The 23,716-nt window shown below is 39.6% G+C and carries 20 protein-coding genes; 11 read left to right on the top strand and 9 right to left on the bottom strand.

Going from position 1 to position 23,716, the window contains the following annotated elements; translation table 11 throughout:
- Nucleotides 1–2: 2 nt before the first annotated feature.
- Entirely contained in the window at nt 3–590 is a 588-nt protein-coding gene (locus tag H5117_RS17420; RefSeq protein ID WP_024597860.1) for a DUF4202 domain-containing protein, read from the bottom strand.
- Nucleotides 591–816: 226 nt separating this feature from the next.
- Between H5117_RS17420 and H5117_RS17415 the strand changes: the two genes are divergently transcribed.
- The gene (locus H5117_RS17415) at nt 817–2,544 is read left to right on the top strand and encodes a DUF885 family protein (RefSeq protein WP_182738767.1); all 1,728 of its coding nucleotides are present in this window, start codon (nt 817–819) and stop codon (nt 2,542–2,544) included.
- 119 nt (nt 2,545–2,663) lie between these two features.
- On the top strand, nt 2,664–3,971 hold the full coding sequence (locus H5117_RS17410) for a DASH family cryptochrome (protein WP_182738766.1): 1,308 nt from the start codon (nt 2,664–2,666) through the stop codon (nt 3,969–3,971).
- Nucleotides 3,972–4,000: 29 nt separating this feature from the next.
- Here the strand turns inward: H5117_RS17410 and H5117_RS17405 are convergent, their stop codons facing one another.
- Complete coding sequence (locus H5117_RS17405; RefSeq protein WP_182692300.1) at nt 4,001–5,065, bottom strand: YeiH family protein; 1,065 nt, start codon at nt 5,063–5,065, stop codon at nt 4,001–4,003.
- A 121-nt stretch (nt 5,066–5,186) separates the two neighbouring features.
- Here H5117_RS17405 and H5117_RS17400 point away from each other — a divergent pair, with 121 nt between their 5' ends.
- The gene (locus H5117_RS17400; RefSeq protein ID WP_182720705.1) at nt 5,187–6,065 is read left to right on the top strand and encodes a LysR family transcriptional regulator; all 879 of its coding nucleotides are present in this window, start codon (nt 5,187–5,189) and stop codon (nt 6,063–6,065) included.
- A gap of 123 nt (nt 6,066–6,188) precedes the next feature.
- Here the strand turns inward: H5117_RS17400 and H5117_RS17395 are convergent, their stop codons facing one another.
- The 7 genes from H5117_RS17395 to H5117_RS17365 all read right to left on the bottom strand — a co-directional run bounded on the left by H5117_RS17395 (nt 6,189) and on the right by H5117_RS17365 (nt 13,423).
- On the bottom strand, nt 6,189–6,626 hold the full coding sequence (locus tag H5117_RS17395) for a hypothetical protein (RefSeq protein WP_182738765.1): 438 nt from the start codon (nt 6,624–6,626) through the stop codon (nt 6,189–6,191).
- A 436-nt stretch (nt 6,627–7,062) separates the two neighbouring features.
- Nucleotides 7,063–7,521 (bottom strand): thioredoxin family protein, encoded by a 459-nt coding sequence (locus H5117_RS17390; protein ID WP_182738764.1) that lies wholly within the window; start codon nt 7,519–7,521, stop codon nt 7,063–7,065.
- Nucleotides 7,522–7,616: 95 nt separating this feature from the next.
- The gene (locus H5117_RS17385) at nt 7,617–9,584 is read right to left on the bottom strand and encodes a hypothetical protein (protein ID WP_182738763.1); all 1,968 of its coding nucleotides are present in this window, start codon (nt 9,582–9,584) and stop codon (nt 7,617–7,619) included.
- Nucleotides 9,585–9,728: 144 nt separating this feature from the next.
- A complete protein-coding gene (locus tag H5117_RS17380) occupies nt 9,729–11,363 on the bottom strand; it encodes a DUF6892 domain-containing protein (RefSeq protein WP_182738762.1) in 1,635 nt (544 codons plus the stop codon).
- A 64-nt stretch (nt 11,364–11,427) separates the two neighbouring features.
- Nucleotides 11,428–11,901 carry a hypothetical protein gene (locus tag H5117_RS17375; protein ID WP_182738761.1) on the bottom strand — a complete coding sequence of 158 codons (474 nt, stop codon included), beginning with the start codon at nt 11,899–11,901 and terminating at the stop codon, nt 11,428–11,430.
- Between the two features lie 69 nt (nt 11,902–11,970).
- Nucleotides 11,971–12,357, bottom strand: coding sequence for a hypothetical protein (locus tag H5117_RS17370; RefSeq protein WP_033036383.1), 387 nt, complete (start codon nt 12,355–12,357; stop codon nt 11,971–11,973).
- A gap of 166 nt (nt 12,358–12,523) precedes the next feature.
- Nucleotides 12,524–13,423, bottom strand: a complete 900-nt coding sequence (locus H5117_RS17365) for a LysR family transcriptional regulator (RefSeq protein WP_182738760.1) — start codon at nt 13,421–13,423, stop codon at nt 12,524–12,526.
- 174 nt (nt 13,424–13,597) lie between these two features.
- Here H5117_RS17365 and H5117_RS17360 point away from each other — a divergent pair, with 174 nt between their 5' ends.
- From H5117_RS17360 to H5117_RS17325, 8 genes are all read left to right on the top strand, one after another.
- The gene (locus H5117_RS17360) at nt 13,598–14,275 is read left to right on the top strand and encodes a glutathione S-transferase family protein (RefSeq protein ID WP_154904096.1); all 678 of its coding nucleotides are present in this window, start codon (nt 13,598–13,600) and stop codon (nt 14,273–14,275) included.
- Nucleotides 14,276–14,380: 105 nt separating this feature from the next.
- Complete coding sequence (locus tag H5117_RS17355) at nt 14,381–15,508, top strand: zinc-binding dehydrogenase (RefSeq protein ID WP_154904095.1); 1,128 nt, start codon at nt 14,381–14,383, stop codon at nt 15,506–15,508.
- Nucleotides 15,509–15,731: 223 nt separating this feature from the next.
- Nucleotides 15,732–18,290, top strand: a complete 2,559-nt coding sequence (locus H5117_RS17350) for a CotH kinase family protein (RefSeq protein WP_182738759.1) — start codon at nt 15,732–15,734, stop codon at nt 18,288–18,290.
- 77 nt (nt 18,291–18,367) lie between these two features.
- Entirely contained in the window at nt 18,368–19,282 is a 915-nt protein-coding gene (locus tag H5117_RS17345) for a polyphosphate polymerase domain-containing protein (RefSeq protein ID WP_182738758.1), read from the top strand.
- Between the two features lies 1 nt (nt 19,283).
- Nucleotides 19,284–19,871, top strand: a complete 588-nt coding sequence (locus H5117_RS17340) for a DUF4956 domain-containing protein (protein ID WP_033022227.1) — start codon at nt 19,284–19,286, stop codon at nt 19,869–19,871.
- Nucleotide 19,872: 1 nt separating this feature from the next.
- Nucleotides 19,873–20,967 (top strand): OprO/OprP family phosphate-selective porin, encoded by a 1,095-nt coding sequence (locus H5117_RS17335; RefSeq protein WP_182738757.1) that lies wholly within the window; start codon nt 19,873–19,875, stop codon nt 20,965–20,967.
- 298 nt (nt 20,968–21,265) lie between these two features.
- Nucleotides 21,266–22,300, top strand: a complete 1,035-nt coding sequence (locus H5117_RS17330; protein ID WP_182692308.1) for a type IV toxin-antitoxin system AbiEi family antitoxin — start codon at nt 21,266–21,268, stop codon at nt 22,298–22,300.
- Complete coding sequence (locus tag H5117_RS17325; protein WP_182738756.1) at nt 22,281–23,138, top strand: nucleotidyl transferase AbiEii/AbiGii toxin family protein; 858 nt, start codon at nt 22,281–22,283, stop codon at nt 23,136–23,138. The genes H5117_RS17330 and H5117_RS17325 overlap by 20 nt, the downstream gene beginning before the upstream one ends.
- The last annotated feature ends 578 nt before the right edge of the window (nt 23,139–23,716 follow it).

The following is a 23,716-nucleotide window of genomic DNA, read 5'->3' as shown; positions in this document are numbered from 1 at the left end:
TTTTACTCAAGTGCTTTATGAATAAGCCCAACAAGCGGGCCGGGCAATGTAATATTACCTGCAAGTACAAACTCATGCGCGTCATCTGACATTTTTTGCCATGTACGGCGAATAATACCAATCCATTTTTCTTCATTGTAATCTGGTTTTGCATTGGCAAACCCAAGCATATAATGTTCAATAAATACAAGGCTTGCTACATCTTCTACTAATTGGCTGTCTGGGTTACGTTTAATATTTTTTTTAGCGACCGCATCGTACACTCGGTTTTGCTCAGCTTCACCGTAACCAGCTTGCTTCATGAGCGCAACCACGCTGCTAGCATGAAATATATAAAGTGCACTGCGCCACTGATGATAGCCCTGTTTGTTCATTTCAAAATCACTACGTGGCGACTTCCAACGCTGAATATGCTGTGCACGCACTGCAATTTGCATGAGTTCATCGGCATCTGGTTTAAAACGAGTTAACATTTCGCTCATGCGCAAGGCGTATAAACTTTCTTTTGGAAAGCTTTGTCCATTGTGCTGCTCAGTATTAGGGTCTTGGTCGTTTGCTTCATCAATTAAGGTAATTACTTTATTAAACATGACGATCATTTTTTATAATAAGTTTTAGTCATTCTAAACGCTGATAAAACAATAAACTAGTACGCCAATCAGTTACGCAGTGAAATTTGTTCAATCAAAAAGTAAAACCAAGAGTTACAGGTTGTAAAAGTAAGCGCATTGATTAAGTTAACTTGGTACTATATTGAGCACAAATTAAAATAAAAAGCGCGATAAATAATAACTAACTCGCCAATAACGGATGACTATGTTTAAAAAAAGTATTCTAGCTATATGCTTAGCGGTTGCATCGCTACCAAGCTTAGCCGACACTAACACTGATTTAAAAACCATTATTGATAACCACTGGCAAAACGCCAAAGCTGAAAAAATATTTTTTCGTACCGACCCAGACGGCTGGAAGCCAAACGGTACATTGCCAAATTGGAGCGAGCAAGCCATTGCAAAGCGCCAAGCTTATAACAACAGCGTACTAAAAAGCTTAGCCAGCATTGACCCAAAAACGCTCAACAACGAGCAGCTAATGAACTACCGCTTATTTAAATATGAGCGAAAAACCGAGCAGCAAAGTTACCTTTTTCAAGATAAGTATTTTCCGGTTAATTTTTTAAGTGGCTGGCATACTTATTTTGCCGAAGCCCCCGCTAACATGGCATTTTTAACACCCGACGATTACAACGCATTTTTAATCAGCCTTGCCGACTACCCTCGCTTTAATCAGCAAAATATTGATTTAATGAAAGAGGGTATAAAAACAGGCTTTACTCATTACTGCAAAACCTTTGAAAATTACAGCCAAAGCATTAGCGTGCATATTGTTAAGCAACCTGAAAACAGTGCCCTTTACGAGCCCTTTACACGTATACCAAACACGTTTACAGCAGAGCAAAAATCTACATACCAAAACAAAGCTAAGGCCTTAATCAGCTCAAAAGTAGTACCTGCTTATCAGCATTTTTACGACTTTTTTGAGAACGATTACATGCCTAACTGTAGAGCGCAGCCGGGTATTTCAAGCGTTAAAGGCGGGCTTGAGTATTACAAATATGCAGTTAATTACTACACCACAACAGACGCCACGCCAAAGCAAATACACGAACTAGGCTTAAAAGAAGTCGCGCGTATAAAAACGCAAATGCAAAACATTATTGATGAAGTAGGTTTTGATGGCACATACAGCGATTTTTTAGAATTTTTAGCGACCGATAAGCAATTTTACGCAACAGACGCGCAAGACCTGCTAGAAAAAACCGCTTTTATTACGCAAAAAATGTATGGCAAGTTACCAACCTACTTTAATCATTTACCGCGTAATACCTTTACTATTAAAGGCTCAGCGAGTCGCGGCGCGTTTTATATGCCACCTGCTGATAACCGTTCCCCCGGCACTTATTTTTTAGCCTCAACACCTAAACTACAGCCTTTATATAATTTAGAAGCACTTAGCTTACATGAGGCAATACCAGGGCATCATTTACAAAACGCTATTGCTATGGAGTTAAATGTACCCGAATTTAGACGCACACTTAGCCACTCTGCATTTGGCGAAGGTTGGGCACTATACACAGAGCGCTTAGGTAAAGAAGCCGGCTTTTATCAAAGCCCGTACAGCGACTTTGGTCGTTTAGGCTACGAAATGTGGCGTGCAGTAAGACTTGTTGTTGATACCGGTATTCATGCCTTTGGTTGGAGCCGCCAAAAGGCTATTGACTACTTGGCAGATCACACTGCTTTGCCACAAAGCGCGGTGGAGGATCAAATAGATCGTTATATATCATGGCCAGGCCAAGCGCTTTCGTACAAAATGGGCGAAATAAAAATACGCGAACTGCGTGCAAAAGCCGAAAAAGAACTAGGTGCTAAGTTTGATATTCGCAGCTTTCACGACACCGTTATAGGCCAAGGCTCGCTGCCTATGGAAGTATTAGAAGACGTAATAAACGATTGGATAGCAAAACAAAAATCGGCTATTTAACATTCAAGGAGGCGGTATTATTTGCCGCCTCTTTTTAAAACCCTCTTAAACACCTCAAAACTAATCCCTACCCGCTTTTGCTTCGTAAACTTAATGATTACAAAAACCTGGGCAAACCTATGAGCAAACGCATTTTATATTGGCTACAAAACGATTTACGTCTAACCGACAACGCTATTTTTAGTGACCTTGCGTCGCAGCAATGTGCACTCGATATTGTATTTGTTATAAACCCGCACTGGTTTAAAAATAATAACTATCAACAAAAGCCGTATGGCGTGCATAAACAGCAGTTTTTAATGCAAAGCTTGTATGAACTCCAACAAGAGCTTATTGAGCGCGGGCAAACCCTGCATGTGCTTGAAGGCGAACCTGTATCGCTTTTGAAAGCGCGTATTAATGAGCAAAATATAGATGAAGTTGTATACAGCGAGCAATTTGGCCTGTACGAGCAACGCCAAATAAACTTACTCAAAGCACATTGCCCAAATACACAATTTACAGGAACGCAGCAAGACACACTCTATAAACAAAGTGACCTACCGTTTGATGTAAGCGAATTACCTAAACACTTTACCCCGTTTCGTAAAAAGGTAGAGGCCGCCACTAGCCCCATTTCACTTTCAACATTACCAAACGGTTTGCTCCCTCAGCCAATAACCCTGTGCGCTAAAAAACCTCTAGGGCGTATAGCAAATAATGGCGTAATGCATGGCGGGTTTAAAATTGCGCAAACACACTTAGAGCAATACTTTTCAGGTTTACTACCAAGTACTTATAAAATAACTCGAAACGAGCTTGATGGCTTTAATAACACCACAAGATTTAGTACCTGGCTTGCTTTTGGGTGTGTAAGTGCGCGGCAAGTTTATAAAGCAGTTGAGGCGTACGAACATAACCAAATAACAAACGAGTCTACCTACTGGATTAAATTTGAATTACTATGGCGAGAATATTTTAAATGGCATGCACTTAAGGCAGGTAAAAGCCTGTTTAATTTTAAAGGCCAAAAGCAAACAAAACCCCTTACTACATTTATGCCAAACCGCTTTGCTGCATGGTGTAATGGCTCAACACCCTACCCATTAGTCAATGCCATTATGAACGAGCTAAACGCTACGGGTTATATATCAAATAGAGCAAGGCAAATTGCAGCCAGTTGTTTAGTGAACGAACTTGGCCTTGATTGGCGCTATGGCGCAGCATATTTTGAACAACAATTGATTGATTACGATGTAGCCGCTAATTGGGGTAATTGGCAATATATAGCAGGTGTAGGCGTAGATCCGCGTGGTGGTAGGCACTTCAATATTGAAAAACAAACGTTACAGTTTGACCCGCACGCTGTTTACACTAATAAATGGCAAGGCAATAAAAATACCAGCACGCAGCTGGATACTTTAAACGAAGTTGATTGGCCAATTTAAGCCGCCAATCAACTTTTACCAAGTAACGTTTAAAACAACTCAGCAATACCCACATTAATAGCGTAACCACCCAAGGTTAAAAACAAAAATAAACAGCCTGCTAATAACAGCGGTTTTATACCCGCTTGGCGAATAGCGCCAACATGTGTGCGTAAACCTAAAGCCACCATCGCAATGGTGAGTAATATATTATCAAACCAAACAACTGCGCTTGTAGCCACTTGAGGAATAATAGAGAGTGAATGCACACCACTTGCCACAATAAATAACACCGCAAACCAAGGGATTGTAATACCCGCTTTTTGCTCGCCGCCAGGCGCGTTTATATTTGCATGCTTTTTACTTTGCCAAAACGATAAGCCCACTAAAAATGGCGCAAGCATCATCACCCTTAGCATTTTTTCTATAACGGCGGTATCTGCAGCATTGGCGCTTACAGCTGTGCCCGCTGCAACCACTTGCGCTACTTCATGAATAGTTGAGCCTACAAAAATACCGTAAGCGTGCTCGCTCAATCCCATGTAATCAAACATGATTGGGTAGGCGAACATGCTTAACGTGCCAAACACCACCACCGTTGCCACCGCTACCGATACTTTATGCGCCTGCGCTTTTATAACTGGCTCAGTTGCCATAACCGCAGCGGCACCACAAATAGAACTACCCGCGCCAATTAATATGGTTGTTTGTTCATCAAGCTTAAATACGCGCTTACCTAGCTGCACTGCCAAAATAAATGTGCCTAACAGCATTACAACATCGGTTAATAAGCCTTCCCAGCCTACGCCCGCTACTTGCGCAAAGGTAATTCTAAACCCAAACAACACAACCCCCGCTTTAAGCAATATACTTTTAGCGTAATCAACACCTATATCGGTTTGCGTAGCAATACGCGAAAACACACTGTTACCCACAATAATGCCAAGCACTATACCAATAGTTAAAGAGCTAAATTGCGCACTTTGCATTATGGGTAACTTACTTAATGCAACAGATGCCCCCGCCAAAACCACCACCAGCAGCATACCTAACCACCAGCGCGTATCGCCGTATTGCTTAGTATTAATACCCAAATTTTTAATAGCGCTAAGCATAATATTCCCTCAATTGAACAACGTTAAACTGTTGACTTCATTTTAAGAAAGCGCAAAATATAACTCCAATACATTAAAATCATGATTCGATAACTTAAAGTTATCGAATTTGAGAGGCACAATGAACTTGCATGCACTTCGGGTGTTTTATACGGTAGCAAAGCTTGGTAGTTTTTCAGGCGCAGCCGAGGCGCTTTTTATAAGCCAACCGGCTGTATCTAAAGCGCTAAAAGAGCTTGAGCACCAATTAAATATTCAACTTATAGAGCGTGCATCTAAAGGCAAAAAACTTACCTTAAGCGAGGGCGGCCAAGCCTTGTATGATCATGCACGTAGCATTTTTGCCATTGAAAAAGCCGCCATAGAAGATATTAAATCACGCACAGGGCTTAAGCGTGGCACGCTCGTTATAGGCACTAGTACAACCATTGCCAGCTATTGGCTACCGCCCTACTTAGCTAAATTTTGCGCGCAGTACCCTGATATAAAAGTAGAAGTACAAGTGGCTAATACAGCGCAAATTGAGCACGCCCTACTTGAATGCACTATCGATTTAGCACTGGTTGAAGGCACACCTACCGAGCCGCATATAATAAGTAAGCACTGGCAAAACGATTTAATGAGTGTCGTTATACCCAGTAACTTTAAGCCCGCTAAAAACTTAAAAGCCTGGTTAAACAAACAGTTTTGGTTATTACGTGAGCCAGGCTCTGGCACTTTAGAAATGTCGGTAAAGCTATTAGCACAACATGACGTACAAGCAGAGCAAAGTATGCAATTAGGCAGCAACGAAGCCATAGCAAGGGCCGTCGCTCAAGGTATGGGGGTCGCTTTATTGCCAAATGTAGTCACTGAAGATTTAGTGCAGTTAGGCAAATTAACACGCCTGAGCCAAAAAAATAACGAGCAACTTTCTCGGCCACTTTATCAACTGCATTATAAAGACAGACCGTCTTCACACGCTGCGCAAGCGTTCGAAAAAAGCCTGTTTAGTGAATAATGCTCGCAATCTATAAGTAGTAAGGCACCAGTAGCAAATTTACATAAAGTTTAATCTTTAAAGTCAAAATTTGAGCCCTTTAGTCTTTCTAATGCCTATTAGCTAAGTTAAAACTCACTTGTGTTACGTGATACACCTTTCATGCTTTACTATTAAATTAAAATAATTTTTAAACATGTGTTCAGAGCTGGTATCCCTTAAATCCACATCAAAATAGTAGCCGTCTTCTAAAACTTTCAAACTCTCTAAATCATTGCATATGCGTTCAAGAATTAAATATTTATACTTTGGAGTTATGCTTTTAATGTCATCCGGAATGAGCCCTTCAGCATCAAAATTCAAAACAACTCTTAAACTGGTACCTGAATAGCCATAGTTTACAAAACTAATTCGGCTATCAATAGATGAAAAAAAAGCGCTGTAGTGATCTTTATCTTCTTCGTATTCCCATTGAGAAGCATCCCCCCAAATCAAGACAAAAATAACGCCAAAAGCAGCTGCAGCTACAAACAATTTGTTGGCATTTATCATAAACCACAATTGAACTTTTTCAGATCGCATTAATTTCATAAGTCACATAACTTTTAAGTAAAAGACTAATAATCAAAACTAAAGTCTTGCTCATTCACATGTGTGGATAATATAACTAAGGTTAAGAAAAATACCTTGATGCTACACCAATGCCGATAAGTAAAATAATTAATAAAACCCAATATCTTTTTGAACCATCTAAATTTTCACCGCACACTGGGCAAGATGATGACGCGATTGAAGTCCCGTTAAGATTTGTCGTTTTAACTATTGGGGAGGTAATTCCTGATTTACACTTTTTGCACTTCATAAATATCCATATTAATTATAAATAAAATCGCGGGATGATGCTCACATAACGCTTACCTAATTGACGCTAAATGACAGGCTATAATTAGCAACAAATCAAAGAATGCCAAGTTTTATACATCCTTTTAATTGAATTGCCATAGCATAAGAATAGACCTTACAAACCCTTCGTTAAATCTTGTGCCAATGTGCCCGTTGGCTTTTCAATTACGCGTACTAACTCTTTACCATTATCTTTTACTATAAACGTTGGGGTGTATTGCAAGTCGTTAGCCTGTGCAATACCTGCATCGTCTTGCTTGTTGTAACCTACGGCCACATATTCAATGCTTGCAAGTTGTACTTTAGATTCATCTAGTAACTTAATTAAACGCGGCACTTCGCGCTCACTGTCGTGGCACCACGTGCCAAATAATACAATTAGCTCTTTACCTTCTAGCTTTTGCATTAACGCAATGTCTTGTGCTGTTGGTGTATACGCCTTGTATTGCTCGTTAAACTTGTCGTAGTCGCTTAGCAGTGCTTGCGTACTTATCTCGCCCGAAAATGGCGCTGTAGCAGCGCAGCTTACAAGCGGCATGCTTAAAGCGCACAGTAAAATTAATTGTTTAAACATAAGGTTGCTCTTAATTTAGGTATTAATTTAGGTATTAATTTAGGTATTAAACGACTATACCCAATATTGAGTGTGGAGTGAACAACTCAAAACCGTTACTTTTTATCCATAAAAAAGTTAACTTGCGATAAGTTAGTTAAATATTCTCGCCTTACGTTTTTATTCTCAGCTAGCTTATCTAAATCACCAATTAGGGTAACTAGTTTATTATGAGAATGGCTGCTTGTTTTTTTAAACTCGTCTTGCTTTTCGTCACTCTCAACACGCTCTTTTTTATTCATGTTGTAGCTGTTTTCGTTTTCTTCAAGCCAAATATCGTCAATTAAACGAATGTCACTTTTGCTAATGGTTTGTTCTTGCATCGCCATTTGCAGCTCGTATTGATTGGTTTGCGGATTAAACTCAAACATTTTTGTATCAACATCAACCTCGTGAGACTGAACAAGCCCCAAAAGTTCTTTATTTTTAACCGCAGTACCTACGTTATAACTCTCTTCTTTGTTGTAGTAATCAGGGCGACTGTATTGATAATCAAAGTGGCTACTTACATTTTTACTTTGCGTTACACTGCTAAGCTCCCCTAATTGGCTTTGTTCAGTCGCTTGGCTTAGCTCAATTGTACTTTTAGGTTGATAGTCGCCGTTATCAAGCGCATAAGAAAACGTGGCATCAAAATCAGCGAGCTTAGAAATCCCCGCACCCAATGTATTTGGCGCTTTATTACTAAGCCCTTGATAACGGGTATCGTTTGTAATCATGTTATCAACCAAATCGGCAACCATAGCGCGCCCGTCATTAAATTGCTGTTCTGCAAGTGACTCCAAACTGCTATAACGCTCAGCAGCCGACGACATACTCGCAAAAGCGCCTTTAAACAATGCAAAACCTTGTTGCATTGCCTCATCGCCACTTTTACCAAATGCAGATGTTTTATCATCTTTAGTACTGTTTACTCGGCTATCTTCTAGGCTTTGATCTAGCGACGCTAAATACCGCTGCATTTGCTGCGTGTCTTTAGCGCCAATGGTTGACATACCGAGTGCAAAATCAATGTCGTTTTGCCCACCTGCGGCTGTAAACACAAGTGCTTGCTGGTTTGATGCTTCATCAATGGAGTAACTCAAATCAAGCGTGTTCTGGGCAGTATCAAGCGCATCATTTTGCGTTGTCGAAAACGACACATTAAAACCGGCTAACTGTTCACTATTAAAGCCCGCTAAAAAGTCTAAGCTCATGTCTGCTTGGTTTGGCACTATAAGAGGATTGAATGAATTTTCACTCACTTTAAAAAACTCATCAGCCATTTCGCCAACACCCGCCATAACCTGCGTTAAAGCGCCATGTTCAGCCTCAGATAAATTGCCATTAACTTCGTAACTTATGCCAAAGCCATCTATCGCTTCACCGGTTTCTTCGTCATAACCTTGCGATGAGTTAAAGGTAATGTTTATAACATCACCTTCTTTAGTTTTTACCGAGAGCTCAAACAGGTAGTTATCGTCATCCTCGTATTTTGCGCGATTGAGGCTTTCCATGTAGGGATTAAGTGAGCGCTCAACACGTTGCTGACTTGAGGCTAAAAACGTTTTTTGCTCATGCCCAAGCTGACCTAAACTCGATAAAATATCGCTGGTATTAGCATAAGCACCCTGAATATTTTTAACCGACGTATTTAATCGCTCAATTAATTGGGTACTGTTTTCGTTTTTTAATAACCCCTCATGCTGAGAGCTTATTACGGTGCGCAGGGCGAGTTCTTCATCGGAGAGTTTATAGTTAAGCGTGCTAGGCGTACTTGAAATAGTAAATAGCGAGGTAAGTTGCTGTTGTAAAATATCCCCTACTTTTTGATTGCTAACTAGTGCTTCGTCAATAGCTTCGTTATTTAGCTGGCTTAATAATTCATCGGATATTTTGGGGGCGTTAGTTTGTAAATCATTAATAGCTTGAAGGTCGCTACCGGTTAGCAGCGAAGGACTCACAGAGGTTTGGTTAGCGTTATTAACTGATTGGGCAAGTAAAGTGCTTAAATTAGACTGGCTGCCAAGTGCATTATTAACCATGATTATCCTTAACCGCTTAACCCTATTAAGTAATTTATCGGTCATTTGGCTAGAAGCTTTAGCTACAGTTAATTAAGCTAAAAGCAGAAAAAATTAATACTTAAATTCAAATAATAATGGTCTGCTTTTAGGGAGCAATCTAAATTAACCCTCTTCTTCCAACACAATATTTCGCTCAGCTAAGGCATTTAATAATTTTTTACTCGGCTCGCTATTTTCTAAACCAATTATTTTAGTAAGATTAGGTAGTAAAGCTAAATCATCAATTGCTTTGTTCGTTACTTTGGGTACTTCATCTCCCATTCCGGGATCCCAAAATGGATGCATGTGTTCTAAAAATACAGCCCCTCCACCCAAACCACTGTCTTGATAAAGCTGCGTTACTTTTTCGAGTAAAGTCATCGGTATTTCTACGTTTTTAAAGTACTTTTTAACTTCAGCAATGCACTCATATCCATCTTCTTCTCGATCAATTTCGCGTTTTATATACTCTTTGGCAAATAAATCTAAATCAAACTTTGGTAAGAGGATCTCTTGTCGATACATCAGCTCTTCAATAACGAGTAACTTAAAATTAAAATCACGAAATAAAATGGTTGGTTTATTATTAATATTAAACAATTTAGGTGTGTTTTTTAAAGCATCAGCTTCTAAAAGTAACGATTTTAAGTGTGTCACTTTAGCTTTATCGGTAGTGGCTTTAAGTAATATGTCTAAGCTTTTCCGAGTAGGGGCTGAAACGGTAATTCTACGCAGAGCCGTTTTAATATTTTTGTTGTATTTTTCTTGGCTAACTGCATCTATATTATCTAATTTTTGTTGATAATCGTTAATTATACTTTGTTTTGCGCCCTTTGCTTTAATGTGATTTAGGTGTTCTTGAATATGTGCTTGTTGTGTTTTTTTACCTTCAATCCCAAGCGGGCATAGTATTAAATTTTCAATTAAATAATCCATCTCAATATCAGAAAAATCAAAGTCATTAATCAGGCTTTTAAAAATCAGAGGTGCGTTTTTATAAAACACATCTGCAGGCTTTGCAAGCATACTTAGTAGTTCTGAATGCATCCAGCCGTAACTGCTATTTCTAGCATGCCTAACAATGCTCGAATGTAATAGCTGAGTAAACTCGTTTATAACATCTGGGTGAAACTCTTCAAAAATACCCATTATCAAATTACTATCTTCATCTGGAAATGCTCGATAAAAAGAAGGAAGCAATAGCGCTATATCAACTTTATTGAGTTCATACCGCTTGATAAAATCTGGAGTGTAACTGCCTACTGAAAGATAAAAATATAGCTCTATTAAACCTGAAACAACTAAGTTAATTTTTGTATTTTGCTGATGTACCCGTTGGTGTTCAATAAGTTCTTTTATTTTAGTTAGTATAGTTTGGTGATATTTTAATAACACCAAAGCATTTGGCGAATAATCTGAGCTACTTACAGTCTCAATAAACGTAGCAAGGTACTCAACCTCAAGTGTGTCAGATAAATCTATGGTTGAAAGCCAATTCATCATTGCGCTGTATATTTCATCTTCAATGCTAAAATCAGCCCTCATTAAACTACGACATTCTGGCCAATCAATGAGCCCTCGATCATATTGCCTTTTAATGGTTGCTTGCTGTTCTTCTATTAATTTTTTCCATTGCGCATGAATGTTTCTTACTGTTGCTTTATTTTTTTTATTAGGTACACCTTTTTGAACAACACCAAAATTAGGGTCACGAATTAAATCTATATTTTTTTGTATCTGAGAATGTATAGTCAACATATTTACTCGGTAGTCCTTACTCGAAAGATATTTTTGTGGGGTTATAGGGTATTCTTTTTATTTATTAGCAAACTGCAGACAACTTAATCGACGAACCATCACCATAATCATCATGAACCATAACTAATACTGGAATAGGATAATCCCAGCCTCCAGCCTTCCACCAGCTCTCAGCCAGCCATTGTTTTGTTAGATTAGCAATTAAGTAACCCGCGTTGAACTCTTCATTGATATAATATTTCTCATCAAAATGAGGTATAGCATAATCACCCGAAAGTAACTCCACTGATTTACCAGAAAATATTGAAGCATCAGCGCTATTTATCTTTTTTTGTTTTCCTTCGTAATATATCCAAGCTGAAGGAGTCTCCATACAATCATCACCTAGAAATATTTGAATCTCAGCACCTAAAACAGATTCAGGAATTGAAACTGTAAACAACTTCTTGAGCTCGCGAATAAAACAAGGTGATATCTTTTCTAATGAAACTAAAAACTTAGCTTTAAACTGCTCTGAACTTAAACCAAATGGCACCATACGTACTTCTCCCAACAACTAAACATTAAGCCAGCTGATACCGCTTAACATACTGATTAAACTTGTCTTTTATAATTTTATTTCAATGTTTTTTTGTAGATCAGGGGTTGACTCTAAGAATAACTTCCACGCGCCAAGAGCTTCTTTAAGCTGCTGCGTAGATATATTTTGAAAATAGCTATCGTCTAGTAAAGAATATACTTGTGCATTGTGTAGCGTGAATTCAGTTCCCCATCTTTCGCGGTTCCAGTCAAGAAAGCTACATTCACTTGCTAAAACAGAGTTTATTCTCTTTATTCCTTCATCAATCCAAAAAATAGTTTCACTGTAATGTAACCCACCATCATCTAATAAAAGACTTAACAATACACTCTTACCATTACTGTTTACATTTTCACAAGAGCATATTGGTACAATGCGACCAAACTGAATTCGCCAAGAAAAATTTATTTTCATAGCCCACCCTAAATACATTTGAAATTAAACTAGGGGAATATAAATATTCCTTTAAAGTCAAAACGAGCTTATTTATTAAGCATTGAATTTATACTATTTAGGAATTTTTAACTCCTCTTCTATGATATTAAAAGCAATTACTGGAGAACAAAAATATAAAATTTATCTAGCTTTTTATTCTTTGTACTAAAAAGTCGACCGCCGCTTTTACCTTTGGTACTAAATAGCGCTGCTTTTGATACAACAAATAAACCGCCATAGTCGCATTTTGGCTTATCGCTAATTCATGCTCAAACTTAAGCTCTTGCAACTGGCCAGACTCAAGGTATGAGTCGAGCGCCCACCGAGTTGACATTAAAATGCCCTCGCCATTACACGCTTTTTTAGCCAGCCACGACCCGTTATTTGAAATAGCGACCGCAGGCCCAGAAACGTCGTGCCATTGCTCATCCACTTTACATAACCAAGGCGTTGGCCCCGCTGGCGTTTTAAAATAAAGACCACTGTGGCCCTTTAATTCCATAACATTAGTAGGTACACCGTATTTTTGTAAATAGCAGGGTGACGCAACAGGAATAAAGCCGTTATCCATTAGTTTTATTGCCAACACGCGTTCATTTGGCGCATAGCCACCGCGAATCGCAATATCAACATCGTCACGCCCAAGTGTCGACAGCTCATCACTTAAGCTAACATCTAATATAATTTCGGGGTATAGCGCGCTAAATTCATCAAGCAGAGGCAGTAGCATTTTGTCACCAAAACTCACCATTGAGCTTATACATAATCGCCCCATTGGTGTTGTTTGATAACTGCGCACAGTTTCATGGCTTTGCTCTAGCTGATTTAATATTTGCTGAACATCGTTATAGTAAATTTGCCCAACTTCGGTCAATTTAACTATGCGGGTCGAGCGCTTTAAAAGCGTCGCCCCTAGGCTTTTTTCTAAATCAGCAACTCGCCTCGACAACGACGAAGGCGGCACATCAAAAGCTTTGGCGGCTTTGGTAAAACTGCCCGTTTCAACCACCTTAATAAAATACCGTATGGCTTTTAGTTGATCCAAGTCGCCTCTCCATTAAATAAAATGCTTTATTGTCTTAAAGACAAAAGTGATTCGCATTTTCCCCTATATATAAGCAAATTAAAACAAGTAATAATGTACTCAACCTAAAGACAGGGACTTAAATTGCATTTTTTGGCAATGAGTATCTTCACGTTAATAATGGAAAGCTGACTTATGATTACTTTGCACGGTTTTGCTGCTAGCAACTATTACAACCTAGTTAAACATGTACTTTTACACAAACAACTGCCATTTAAAGAACACCTTGTTTACGGCGGTAGCGAAGAGTTATTAGCAATCAGCCCTGCAGGCAAAGTGCCTGCAATCACAACAGCTAACGGCCTTAATATTTCTGAGTCAAGTGTTATTTGCGACTTTATAGAAGAGTCGTACCCACAAACCCCGCTATACCCTGAAGATGCAGGTGAGCGCGCAGTTGTACGTCAAATTATGAAAATGGCAGAGCTTTATTTTGAACTGCCGAGCAGACGGTTCATCCCTTATGTATTTTCAGGCGCTGAAGTACCTGAAACCACTAAAGCCGAAGTACGCCAAGTATTAACGCGTGGCGTAACCGCTTTGAGTAGCGTGTGTAAGTTTTCACCTTGGATTGCAGGCGAGCAATTTACAATGGCAGACATTTACGTTTATTACGTAAACACCATTGTTAGCGCCTTTGGCTCAAGCCAGCTTGATTGGGATGTACTTGCACAAGTACCCGGCATGAAAGAGTGGAACGAATCAATGAGCCAATTAGCCATTACCCAAAGCATAGAGGCCGATCGGCAATCAAATATGGCTGAATTTATGCAAAAAGTGAAAGCGCAAATTCAAGCAGCCAACGCTAAATAACGCGTAGCTACAAAAGTATCTATTCTAATTTTTAATTACTAAGACAGATCGCCAATACAATAATGCTATTGGCTTAACAAATTTAATTCTTTGCAGGAAAAACCTATGACAAATAAAAATATCCAACTTACTTCAACTATCAGCGAAGACAATAAACTTACACTTGCCTTAAAAAACATCGAGATGCCAAAGCCAAATGCCGATGAAGTTGTTATTCGTATTGAAGCTGCACCATTAAACCCATCAGACTTAGGCGTTTTATTCAGCGCAGCTGATATGTCTACTGCAAAACAATCGGGTACTGATGAAAATCCAGTAATTACTGCCGATGTTCCAGCTCAATTTATGCCATCACTTAAAACTCGTGTTGGAAAAGCAACCCCTGTAGGTAATGAAGGCGCAGGCACCGTAGTAGCTGCGGGGTCATCACCAGCTGCACAAGCGTTAATGGGTAAAACCGTTGCAGTAATTGGCGGCGGTACGTATCGTCAATTTATATGTGCCAATGTACAAAGTTGCCTAGAGCTAAAAGAAGGGACTACTGCTAAAGAAGGTGCATCATCTTTTGTTAACCCACTTACCGCACTAGCAATGGTAGAAACCATGCGCGCCGAAGGCCATAAAGCTATTATTCACGCCGCAGCGGCCTCTAACCTTGGCCAAATGCTAAACCGTATTTGCATTGCCGATGGCGTTGATTTAATTAATATTGTTCGCAAACCAGAACAAGAAAAATTACTGCGCGATATGGGTGCAAAATATATTGTTAACTCAAGCAGCGACACTTTTCTTGCTGACCTAACAGCTGCAATAATCGAAACCGGTGCAACTATAGCGTTTGACCCTATTGGTGGCGGCCAACTAACAAGTGACATTCTTAACTGTATGGAAGTTGCAGCTGCGCGCGATATGAAAGAGCACACAATTTATGGCTCTGATACATTTAAACAAGTGTACATTTATGGCGCACTAGACCGCGGCCCTATTACACTAAACCGTAACTTTGGTTTTGCATGGGCTGTAAACGGGTTCTTGTTATTTAATGCCTTAGGTAAATTAGGCACAGATACAGTAATGAAAATGCGCAAACGCGTTGCTGATGAAATCACCACTACATTTGCGAGTAACTACACGCACGAAGTGTCATTAGCTGAGGTATTACATTTACAGTCAATCGCGGCTTATTCTAAACAAGCCACCGGCGAAAAGTACTTAATTAAACCTCAAGCTTAATTAAATATTCTTCGTTAAAAATTAAAAAGCAGATGCTAATTAGGTATCTGCTTTTTTACGTTTAAATATACGCACTCTACTATTGCTAGGTTTGCAGTTAACGCGTCCTTAAAAGCCTGTCATAAAACCATCACAAAAACGTAATTTACTGAATGTTTACACATTGTTTGCACCTTTTATTCTTATAGTTTATCCACTTTAATAAAATAATAAGCGTGCCTACATGAATATAAAACCTTTTATATTTTATTCAGTTATTGCCTCTACTACATTATTGTATGGCTGCGGCGGTGCTGAGCAAACTACCGACACTAGCACAGAGCAAAGTACTGATTCATCATCAACAATCACGTCAACTGGCTTAGTTATAAATGAAATTGTCGCAAGCCCAAGTGATACCTCCTACGATTGGATTGAGCTATATGCCACTGAAGATATAGCCGATTTGTCGGTATTTTCACTTGTTGATGATAACGCCGACAGAGAGCCTCAAGCATTACCCGCAGTAGCGCTTTCGCAAGGAGAGTTTATTGTTATTCAAGCCATTGATGAAACCGACACACCGCCCGATAATGGTTATTACGTTACCTTTAAACTAGGTAGCGACGACGCTGTTACGCTTTATGAAAATAGCACTGCGGTGTCTGTACTTGATTGGGAAGAAGGCGAAGCCGCTGAAGGTTTTAGCTACGGCTTATACACCGACGGCACCGGCACCGCGCAAACATTAACACCAACACAGGGCGCAGCTAACCAAACAGCCGACACCTCAACACTTGTTACCACGCTAATTGCTGAAGATGCCCCACTGCGTATAAACGAAGTAGTAGCAAAAGACAGCAGCGGCTCCGAGGACTGGATAGAGCTTTATGTAACAAGCAGTAGCGATGTTTATTTAGCTGACTACACACTAAGTGATGACAATAACGAGCAATTTGCCCTACCCGATATTACTTTAGCGCCCGGTGAGTTTTATCGCATTTACGCCAGCACCGATGATTTAGGCGACCTCCCAAGCGTAGCGTTTAAATTAGGCTCAAGCGATACCGTAAGCCTTTACAGTAACAATGTAATTATAGAGCAGCTATCGTGGAAAAAAGGCCAAGCGCTTAGCGGTTACAGCTATGGCCGCTACCCAGATGGCAGCGATGCAACAGCGGTATTAACTCCAACAGAGCTTAGCCAAAACAGCAAAGCAACTCACGGACCACTCGTTATTAACGAAGTGGTGGCAAGCGCTGCAGACGATGGCAACGACTGGTTTGAGCTATACAATAACAGCGAAAATACTATTAACTTAGGAAACTACCAAGTTATTGATGAAAGCGACGACATAGACCCAGTAACCCTGCCCGACATAGATTTATACGCAGGCCAATACATTACTATTTATGCCACCGATGAAGATCCAGGCACTTACTACGTACCCTTTAAACTAGGTAAAGAAGACGAGTTAAGCTTAATACTCAACGATGAAGTAATTGACTACATTGATTGGGACGAAAGCGATGTAGCCACAGGCTTTAGTTACGGCCTAAGTAACAGCACCGACTTTACTCATGCGTTTTTAACCCCTACTCCAGGTAGTGAGAATACCGTTGCAACCGCATTTACACCCACAGCTGTTAATACGCTTTCTATTACAATTACCGACGAAAACTGGCAAGACATTCTAGATAACCCACTTGATGAGGAATATCACGAAACTGCTATTACCTTTAATGGAGTAACACTCGATAGTGTGGCTATTCGCACTAAAGGCGGCTCAAGCTTAAGCAGTGTTGCCAACTCTAGCAGTGACCGATACAGCTTTAAGGTCGACATTAACGAATACGTGTCGGGCCAAAAGTTTTTTGGGCTAAAAAAATTCACACTGCAAAACTCGTTTAACGACCCGTCGTACATGCGTGAAGTAATTGCCTACGACCTAATGGATGAAATAGGCGTACCAACGCCTGAGCATGCTTACGTTAACTTTTATGTAAACGGCGAACTATTTGGTTTGTACTTAATGGTAGAAGCCATAGATGGTGAGTTTGTAGAAAAACACTTTGCCAACAGTAACGGCGATTTATACAAGCCTGATGGCACAGGCAGCGATTTACTATGGCTAGGTGACGACATACAAAGCTACACCGACATAAACTTACAAACCAACGAAGACACCACCGATAACGGCGCATTTATTAACTTTGTAGAATCGCTCGATGACGGCGAAACCAGCGCCATAGAGGTAGATACACTTTTACGTTATATGTCGGTTAGCACTTCGCTTTCTAATTTAGATAGCTACCACGGTACGCTTGCTCATAACTATTATATTTACGATGACGATGGCGTATTTAGCATTTTGCCATGGGATTTTAACGAGTCATTTGGCACCTTTAACATGAATTGTAATGGCGTAGATGTAAGAGAGCTCTACATTGATGAGCCAGTAAGCGGCGCATTAAATGAGCGCCCGTTAATTGCTAATGTATTTGCCGAGCAAAGCAACCTTGATGTGTACCACAGTTACTTAACGCAACTTATTAATGGTTCACTTTCAAGCGACACATTTAGTGCCCGCGTAAATGAAATAGCCGACTTAATCCGTGAGCACGTACAAAACGACCCCACTAGTTTTTACGGCTCAGATTACTTTGAGCAAAACCTAACCTCTACTACGGGGCAGTTTTACGGTTTAACGTCGTTTATGCAGTACCGCGTAGCAAATATGGCCGCGCAGCTCGATGGCACATTGCCTTCAGCCGGCGACGGCAGCGGCTTTTGCTCTAGATAAACAACCCATCCTTCATGCAGTGCCAGCACGCTGGCACTGCACTCTGTAACTTTGCAATTTAATAATCTGAGAAAATTATGACAATTCAAGCACGTTTAAAGGATGAATTTTTTGAAAAGGATACTTCAATCTCACCAGTAGCAATTACTGCAATAAACACTAAAAATAAGCAGGCCCAACCTGAAAAGCCAACCGCTGATAGCCCATTATCAACATTAATTAACGAGCTACTCACCCCGTTTGAAGGCTACGGATTAAAAGATCTTAATAACGCCAACTTAATGAACCGTGTAGACAGCAAGTTTATGCTGCCACTGTCTTTTTTACCTGAGCTACTAACTCACTTACAAGGCCAGTACAGTGTGCTTGATATACAAGGTAAGCGTTTATTTTCTTACTATAATCAGTACTTTGATACGCCCGAGCTTGATTTATACAAAGCCCACCATAACGGTAAGCTTAATCGATACAAAGTGCGCCAAAGACGCTACGTTGATACCGCCACCGAATACCTAGAAGTAAAACTAAAAAACAATCAAAGCCGTACGGTTAAAACACGTATCAAGCTCGAAAAAAACAACGAGCAAGCTCATTGTACTGAGTTTATGAAAGAACAAATGAAAAACAGCTTTGCACATTTAAACGTAACCCAACAAAGCGGCTATAACCGTATAGCTTTAGCCAACGAAGAAAAAGCCGAACGCTTAACGCTTGATTTTAACCTGTGGTACAACACCCCAAAAGGCGATAACAAAATAACCCTACCGGGCTTTTTTATTGCCGAACTTAAGCAACGTAAAAAAACAAAACACTCGCCATTTTATAAGCTGATGAGCAAACACCACATATTCCCTGCCTCGTTTAGTAAATACTGCATTGGCTGTGCTTTGCTCTACCCCGAGCGCTTAAAAGTAAACCGCTTTAAACCCGTTTTAGCCCGTTTAAAACACCTTAACCGCACTAACCCGCTTTTACCTTTAGAGAATAATTAAAATGACAAAATTAGATCTTATTTTTCTTTCCCGTTTTTTAGTAAACATCCTATCGCTGGCTGTACTTTGCTATGGCTGTTACTTTCGCATAAGTAAAAATGCAGTGGTGGCAGGCTCGTTTATTTTATTTGGCGTAGGCGTTTTTATTATTACCTTTTTGCTGCATGGCGTTGATATGTCAATGGAATTTGCATTTGGTCTATTTGCCGTATTTACCATGCTAAGGTACCGCACTGAGTCTATTTCGATTAAAGAAATGACTTACTTATTCCTTGTTACTGCTATTGCTTTACTTACCTCTGTAGGGCAAATGAGCTTAATTGAGCTAAGTATTCTTAACGGCATAATTTGCTTAATTGCCTTTGTAATTGACTCAAGCATATTTGTAAAACGCTACGAAGTACAAAGCGTTTGCTACGAGCGCATAGAAAACATAACCCCGCAAAACCAAGCCACACTCATCAACGATTTAAAACTGCGCACAGGCCTAAACGTAGTTGCTGTAGACATAGAGCACATCGACTTTTTAAAAGATGTAGCCCAACTAAAAGTGAGCTACTTAGCCGAAAAACAAACAAAGGTAGCCTAACATGACCTCTAAACTAACTATTTCTACCGTGGCGCTTTCAACACTTTGTTGTTTTGTTAGTAACGCAAGCTTTGCCAAAATTAACGATGATATAGACCTAAGCGGCTATATCATGCTCGACTACAACAAGTTTGATACCTCATTATTAGAGGAGCAATACGACAGCAGCAGCTCAGAAAGTACCTCAGAAATACGCCGCGCTCGCCTAAGTTTTAAATCAGACATAAGCAAAGACTGGAAAAGTAAATTTCAGCTTGGCTTTGCCGATGGCGAAACCGAAATAAAAGACGCCTACCTAGAATACTCAGGCTGGAGATATGCTGATTTAACCATAGGCCAGCAAAAAGAAGGTTTTGGCCTAGAAAAACTAACCAGCTCTCGTAATTTATTAATGCTTGAACGCAGCATGATAAGCGAAGCGTTTTCGCCAGGGCGAAGTTTAGGTATTAGCCTTTCAGGAGAGATAGCCTCAGTAAATTGGCAACTTGGTTATTATCAGCCCGACGAAGACGAAGCAACATCAGCTATTACAGGGCGGGTAGCCTGGGTGCCATGGCAGCAAGATACCAACCTATTACACTTAGGCGTCGCATTTAGTGAGAGGCAGTACGACGGTAACGAATTTAGAGTAAATGAGCCACTTGAAGTTTATACCGCCGACTCATTAATAGAAGGCGATAAAATTAATGCCGATAACCTCTCGCAGCAAGGTATAGAGCTGTTATGGATTAAAGACAGATTGACCATGATGGCCGAGTGGCAACAAGCACAAGTAACCAGTATTGAAGAGTCAACCAATGATTACGAAGGCGGCTATTTGCAATTTGGTTATCAACTAACGGGCGGATACCGCAAGTATAAAAACGCAAAACTAGGCGCAAGCTCAGAGCCAGGCTGGGAGCTCACTGGCCGCTATAGCTTACTTAAGCTCAAGCAAGAAAACCAAGACGCAAAAACCTACGCACTTGGTGTTAACTACACCGTAAACAAAAACATAAAGTTTATGGCCGACTACATTAAAGCCGACTACTTTGAAGCGGGTGGTACTATCACATCGGGCAATGCAATCTCATTAAGGCTGCAATATTCGTTTTAATGCGCTTGGTGTTTAGTCGTTTAGCCTAAAACTATAAAGCCCCTGTGTTAAACGTTACGTTTAACACAGGGCTATTTTAATAGAGCTGTTATAAACTCTCTAAAGGTAACTTATCAGGCTGGTACTTATCCCACTAATTACAGTAAGGCAATTTAAGCTTGTGAGCTTGCCACTCCCCTCGTTCATTAATGGTGACCGTTCAATAAAAATGAACAGCTTAAATTAGTGAACAAAACTTGACTGGCGTTCAATTTATATTTATGTTCATAAACAATGAACAGTTAAATTTAGTGAACAAATGATGGGCCACGAGATAATACAGGCAGCTATTGAGAAATTAAACTTGCAGACGAGTTTAGGCGCAGAGTATAAAGCTTTTAAAAAAGAGTGTACTGAAGGCGAACTCGCTTTGCCTAATGTTAAAAGCAATTTAATTATTAAATGCAAAAAGCACCTAAATATAACCACCTTACAAAAGTATATTGCTGAATTAAAAATAAAAAATCAGATAACCAATGCCCTATTAATTACTGAGTACATCAACCCTAATCAAGCAGCTCTATTAAAGGAGCAAAATACATCCTTTATAGACCGAGTTGGTAACACGTATATTAATTGCTCCCCAATTTATATTGATATTCAGGGAAATAAGCCCGAAAAAGCCCACAATGAAATAGCCTTAGCCAAACAATTAGGTAAGGCATTTCAACCCAAGGGTATGAAAGTAGTATTTATGTTTTTAGTGCAACCGGAGCTGGTAAATAAACCCATGCGCACAATTGCAAAGATGGCCGAGGTTGCACTGGGAACGGTTAAACAAGTAATTGACGATTTAATATATCAAGAGTTTATAGTTCAAAAAGACCAACACACTAAAACAATCAACAATTCAAAAGCTTTACTAGAGAAGTGGTTAAACGCTTATCCTGTAACTGTTGAAGCTAAATTAAAACAAGAAATCTTCACTACTGATAACACGGAGCTACTACAAAAACTTGAACTAAATAATGTAAATGCCATATGGGGAGGCGAATATGCTGTTCAACAATATGATGATTATTTAAATACAAAAAATTATCTAATTTACGTAAGCCCTGAACATAAAAAAGTCATTTTAAAAACTGCACGATTACGAAAAGTAAAAGCAGAAGATAATATAAACGATGCAGTAACAAAAGTAGTTTTAGTGGAGCCATTTTTAGCTATAGAAAAACTTGTTGGGTCAAAGACTCATTTAGCACACCCGTATTTAATTTATGCTAATTTATTAGCTAGTAGAGACACAAGAAACATAGATGCTGCAACGAGGTTTTATGAAAAGCACATCGCTTAATGTTGTTGGTAAATTACCACGAGGGTTAGTTGGCCTTTATCAAAAAATAAACGCCCATACTGAAGCATTAGGGATCCCTTACCTAGTCATAGGTGCTACCGCCAGAGACATTATACTCCACCATGGCTACGGTGCTGCAATTGAGCGAGGTACAAGAGATATTGATTTTGGTATACAAGTCCAAAACTGGGACCAGTTTGAACAGTTAAAGGAGCATCTGCTAAAAAATGGTTTTACCCCTGATCAAACAAAAGTACACCAGCTAGTAACTACCGTTCCTAGCGGTGAGCGCTGGGAGATTGATATTATTCCATTTGGAAATATTGCTGGTGATGGTAACTCTATTACTTGGCCGCCACAGCACGATATTGGAATGTCAGTAACAGGCTTTAACGAAGCATTTAAACATGCCCTAGACGTAGAAATTGCCAATAACCCCAATCTTAATATTAAAGTTGCATCGCCTGCTGGGATGCTATTGTTGAAGTTAATTTCATGGCTAGAAAGGGAGCATAGCGTTAGACGTAAAGACGCAATGGATATTTTTTATCTCACTAGGCACTACTCAAAAATACCTGATATCGCAGATTCACTTTATGAGGATGACTTTATGGACGCTCAAAACTATGATGAACATAAAGCGAGCACAATGAAACTAGCCACTGATGCTTGCAGCATCGCTAACGAAGAAGTTCTTTCATTCATTAATGAAAAATTGTTCAATATTGAGTCCAAAGTAGATAATTTAGTACTAGATATAAGCAGAGCAGTTCAAATTGAATATAGTGATGCTGAAGAGCTTTTAAGTATTATTTCTGAGCAGCTAAATACTGCTTAACTGTTTCAATAGCTCCTTTGTTTTATATATAAAGTAATCGCTATTGAAACCGCCGGATGCAATTTTCTTATTCCCATAAGTTACTAAAACAGCTTTGCTTATATGTTCTTTCTCATTCAAGCTTGGAACAGGGCTTTATATAAGGCGAGGCTTTGATAAGTGAATTTCCAATAGGAAGTTGGAATATTTCCCATTCAATGCTGGAATTGAGCTTATTTCTCAATTAACGCTGGAAGGGATCACCCGTACGTTGCTAGCCACTCAAGTACATTAAAGGTTTAAGGATATAGTTAATTTGATAGGCGTGCTCTGGCAAACTTCGCTAGTGCGACATCAGCAGGCACTGGCAAACCTTGATGTATGAAGTCAAAATTTGACTCTTTTGACCCAAAAATTGTTGGCTAAAATAGGCGACGCAGGAGCAAAAGCCCACTGTTTTTAGTCCTTATTGATTTTCTTGTATGGATAATAAACCCATAAATTAATTAATACTTTAACCAAGTTCGGGTAATGTGAGGCCCAAGCTTTGGCTGCAACCAAAGCCTTTTATACAGTAGTTCGATTGATTGAAGGCTCCT

This window comes from Pseudoalteromonas sp. SG45-1, from assembly GCF_014164135.1.
GTDB classification, from domain to species: Bacteria; Pseudomonadota; Gammaproteobacteria; order Enterobacterales; family Alteromonadaceae; genus Pseudoalteromonas; species Pseudoalteromonas distincta.
The sequence above is the reverse complement of the archived record's forward strand: the minus strand, read 5'-3'. Positions and strand labels throughout refer to the sequence as shown.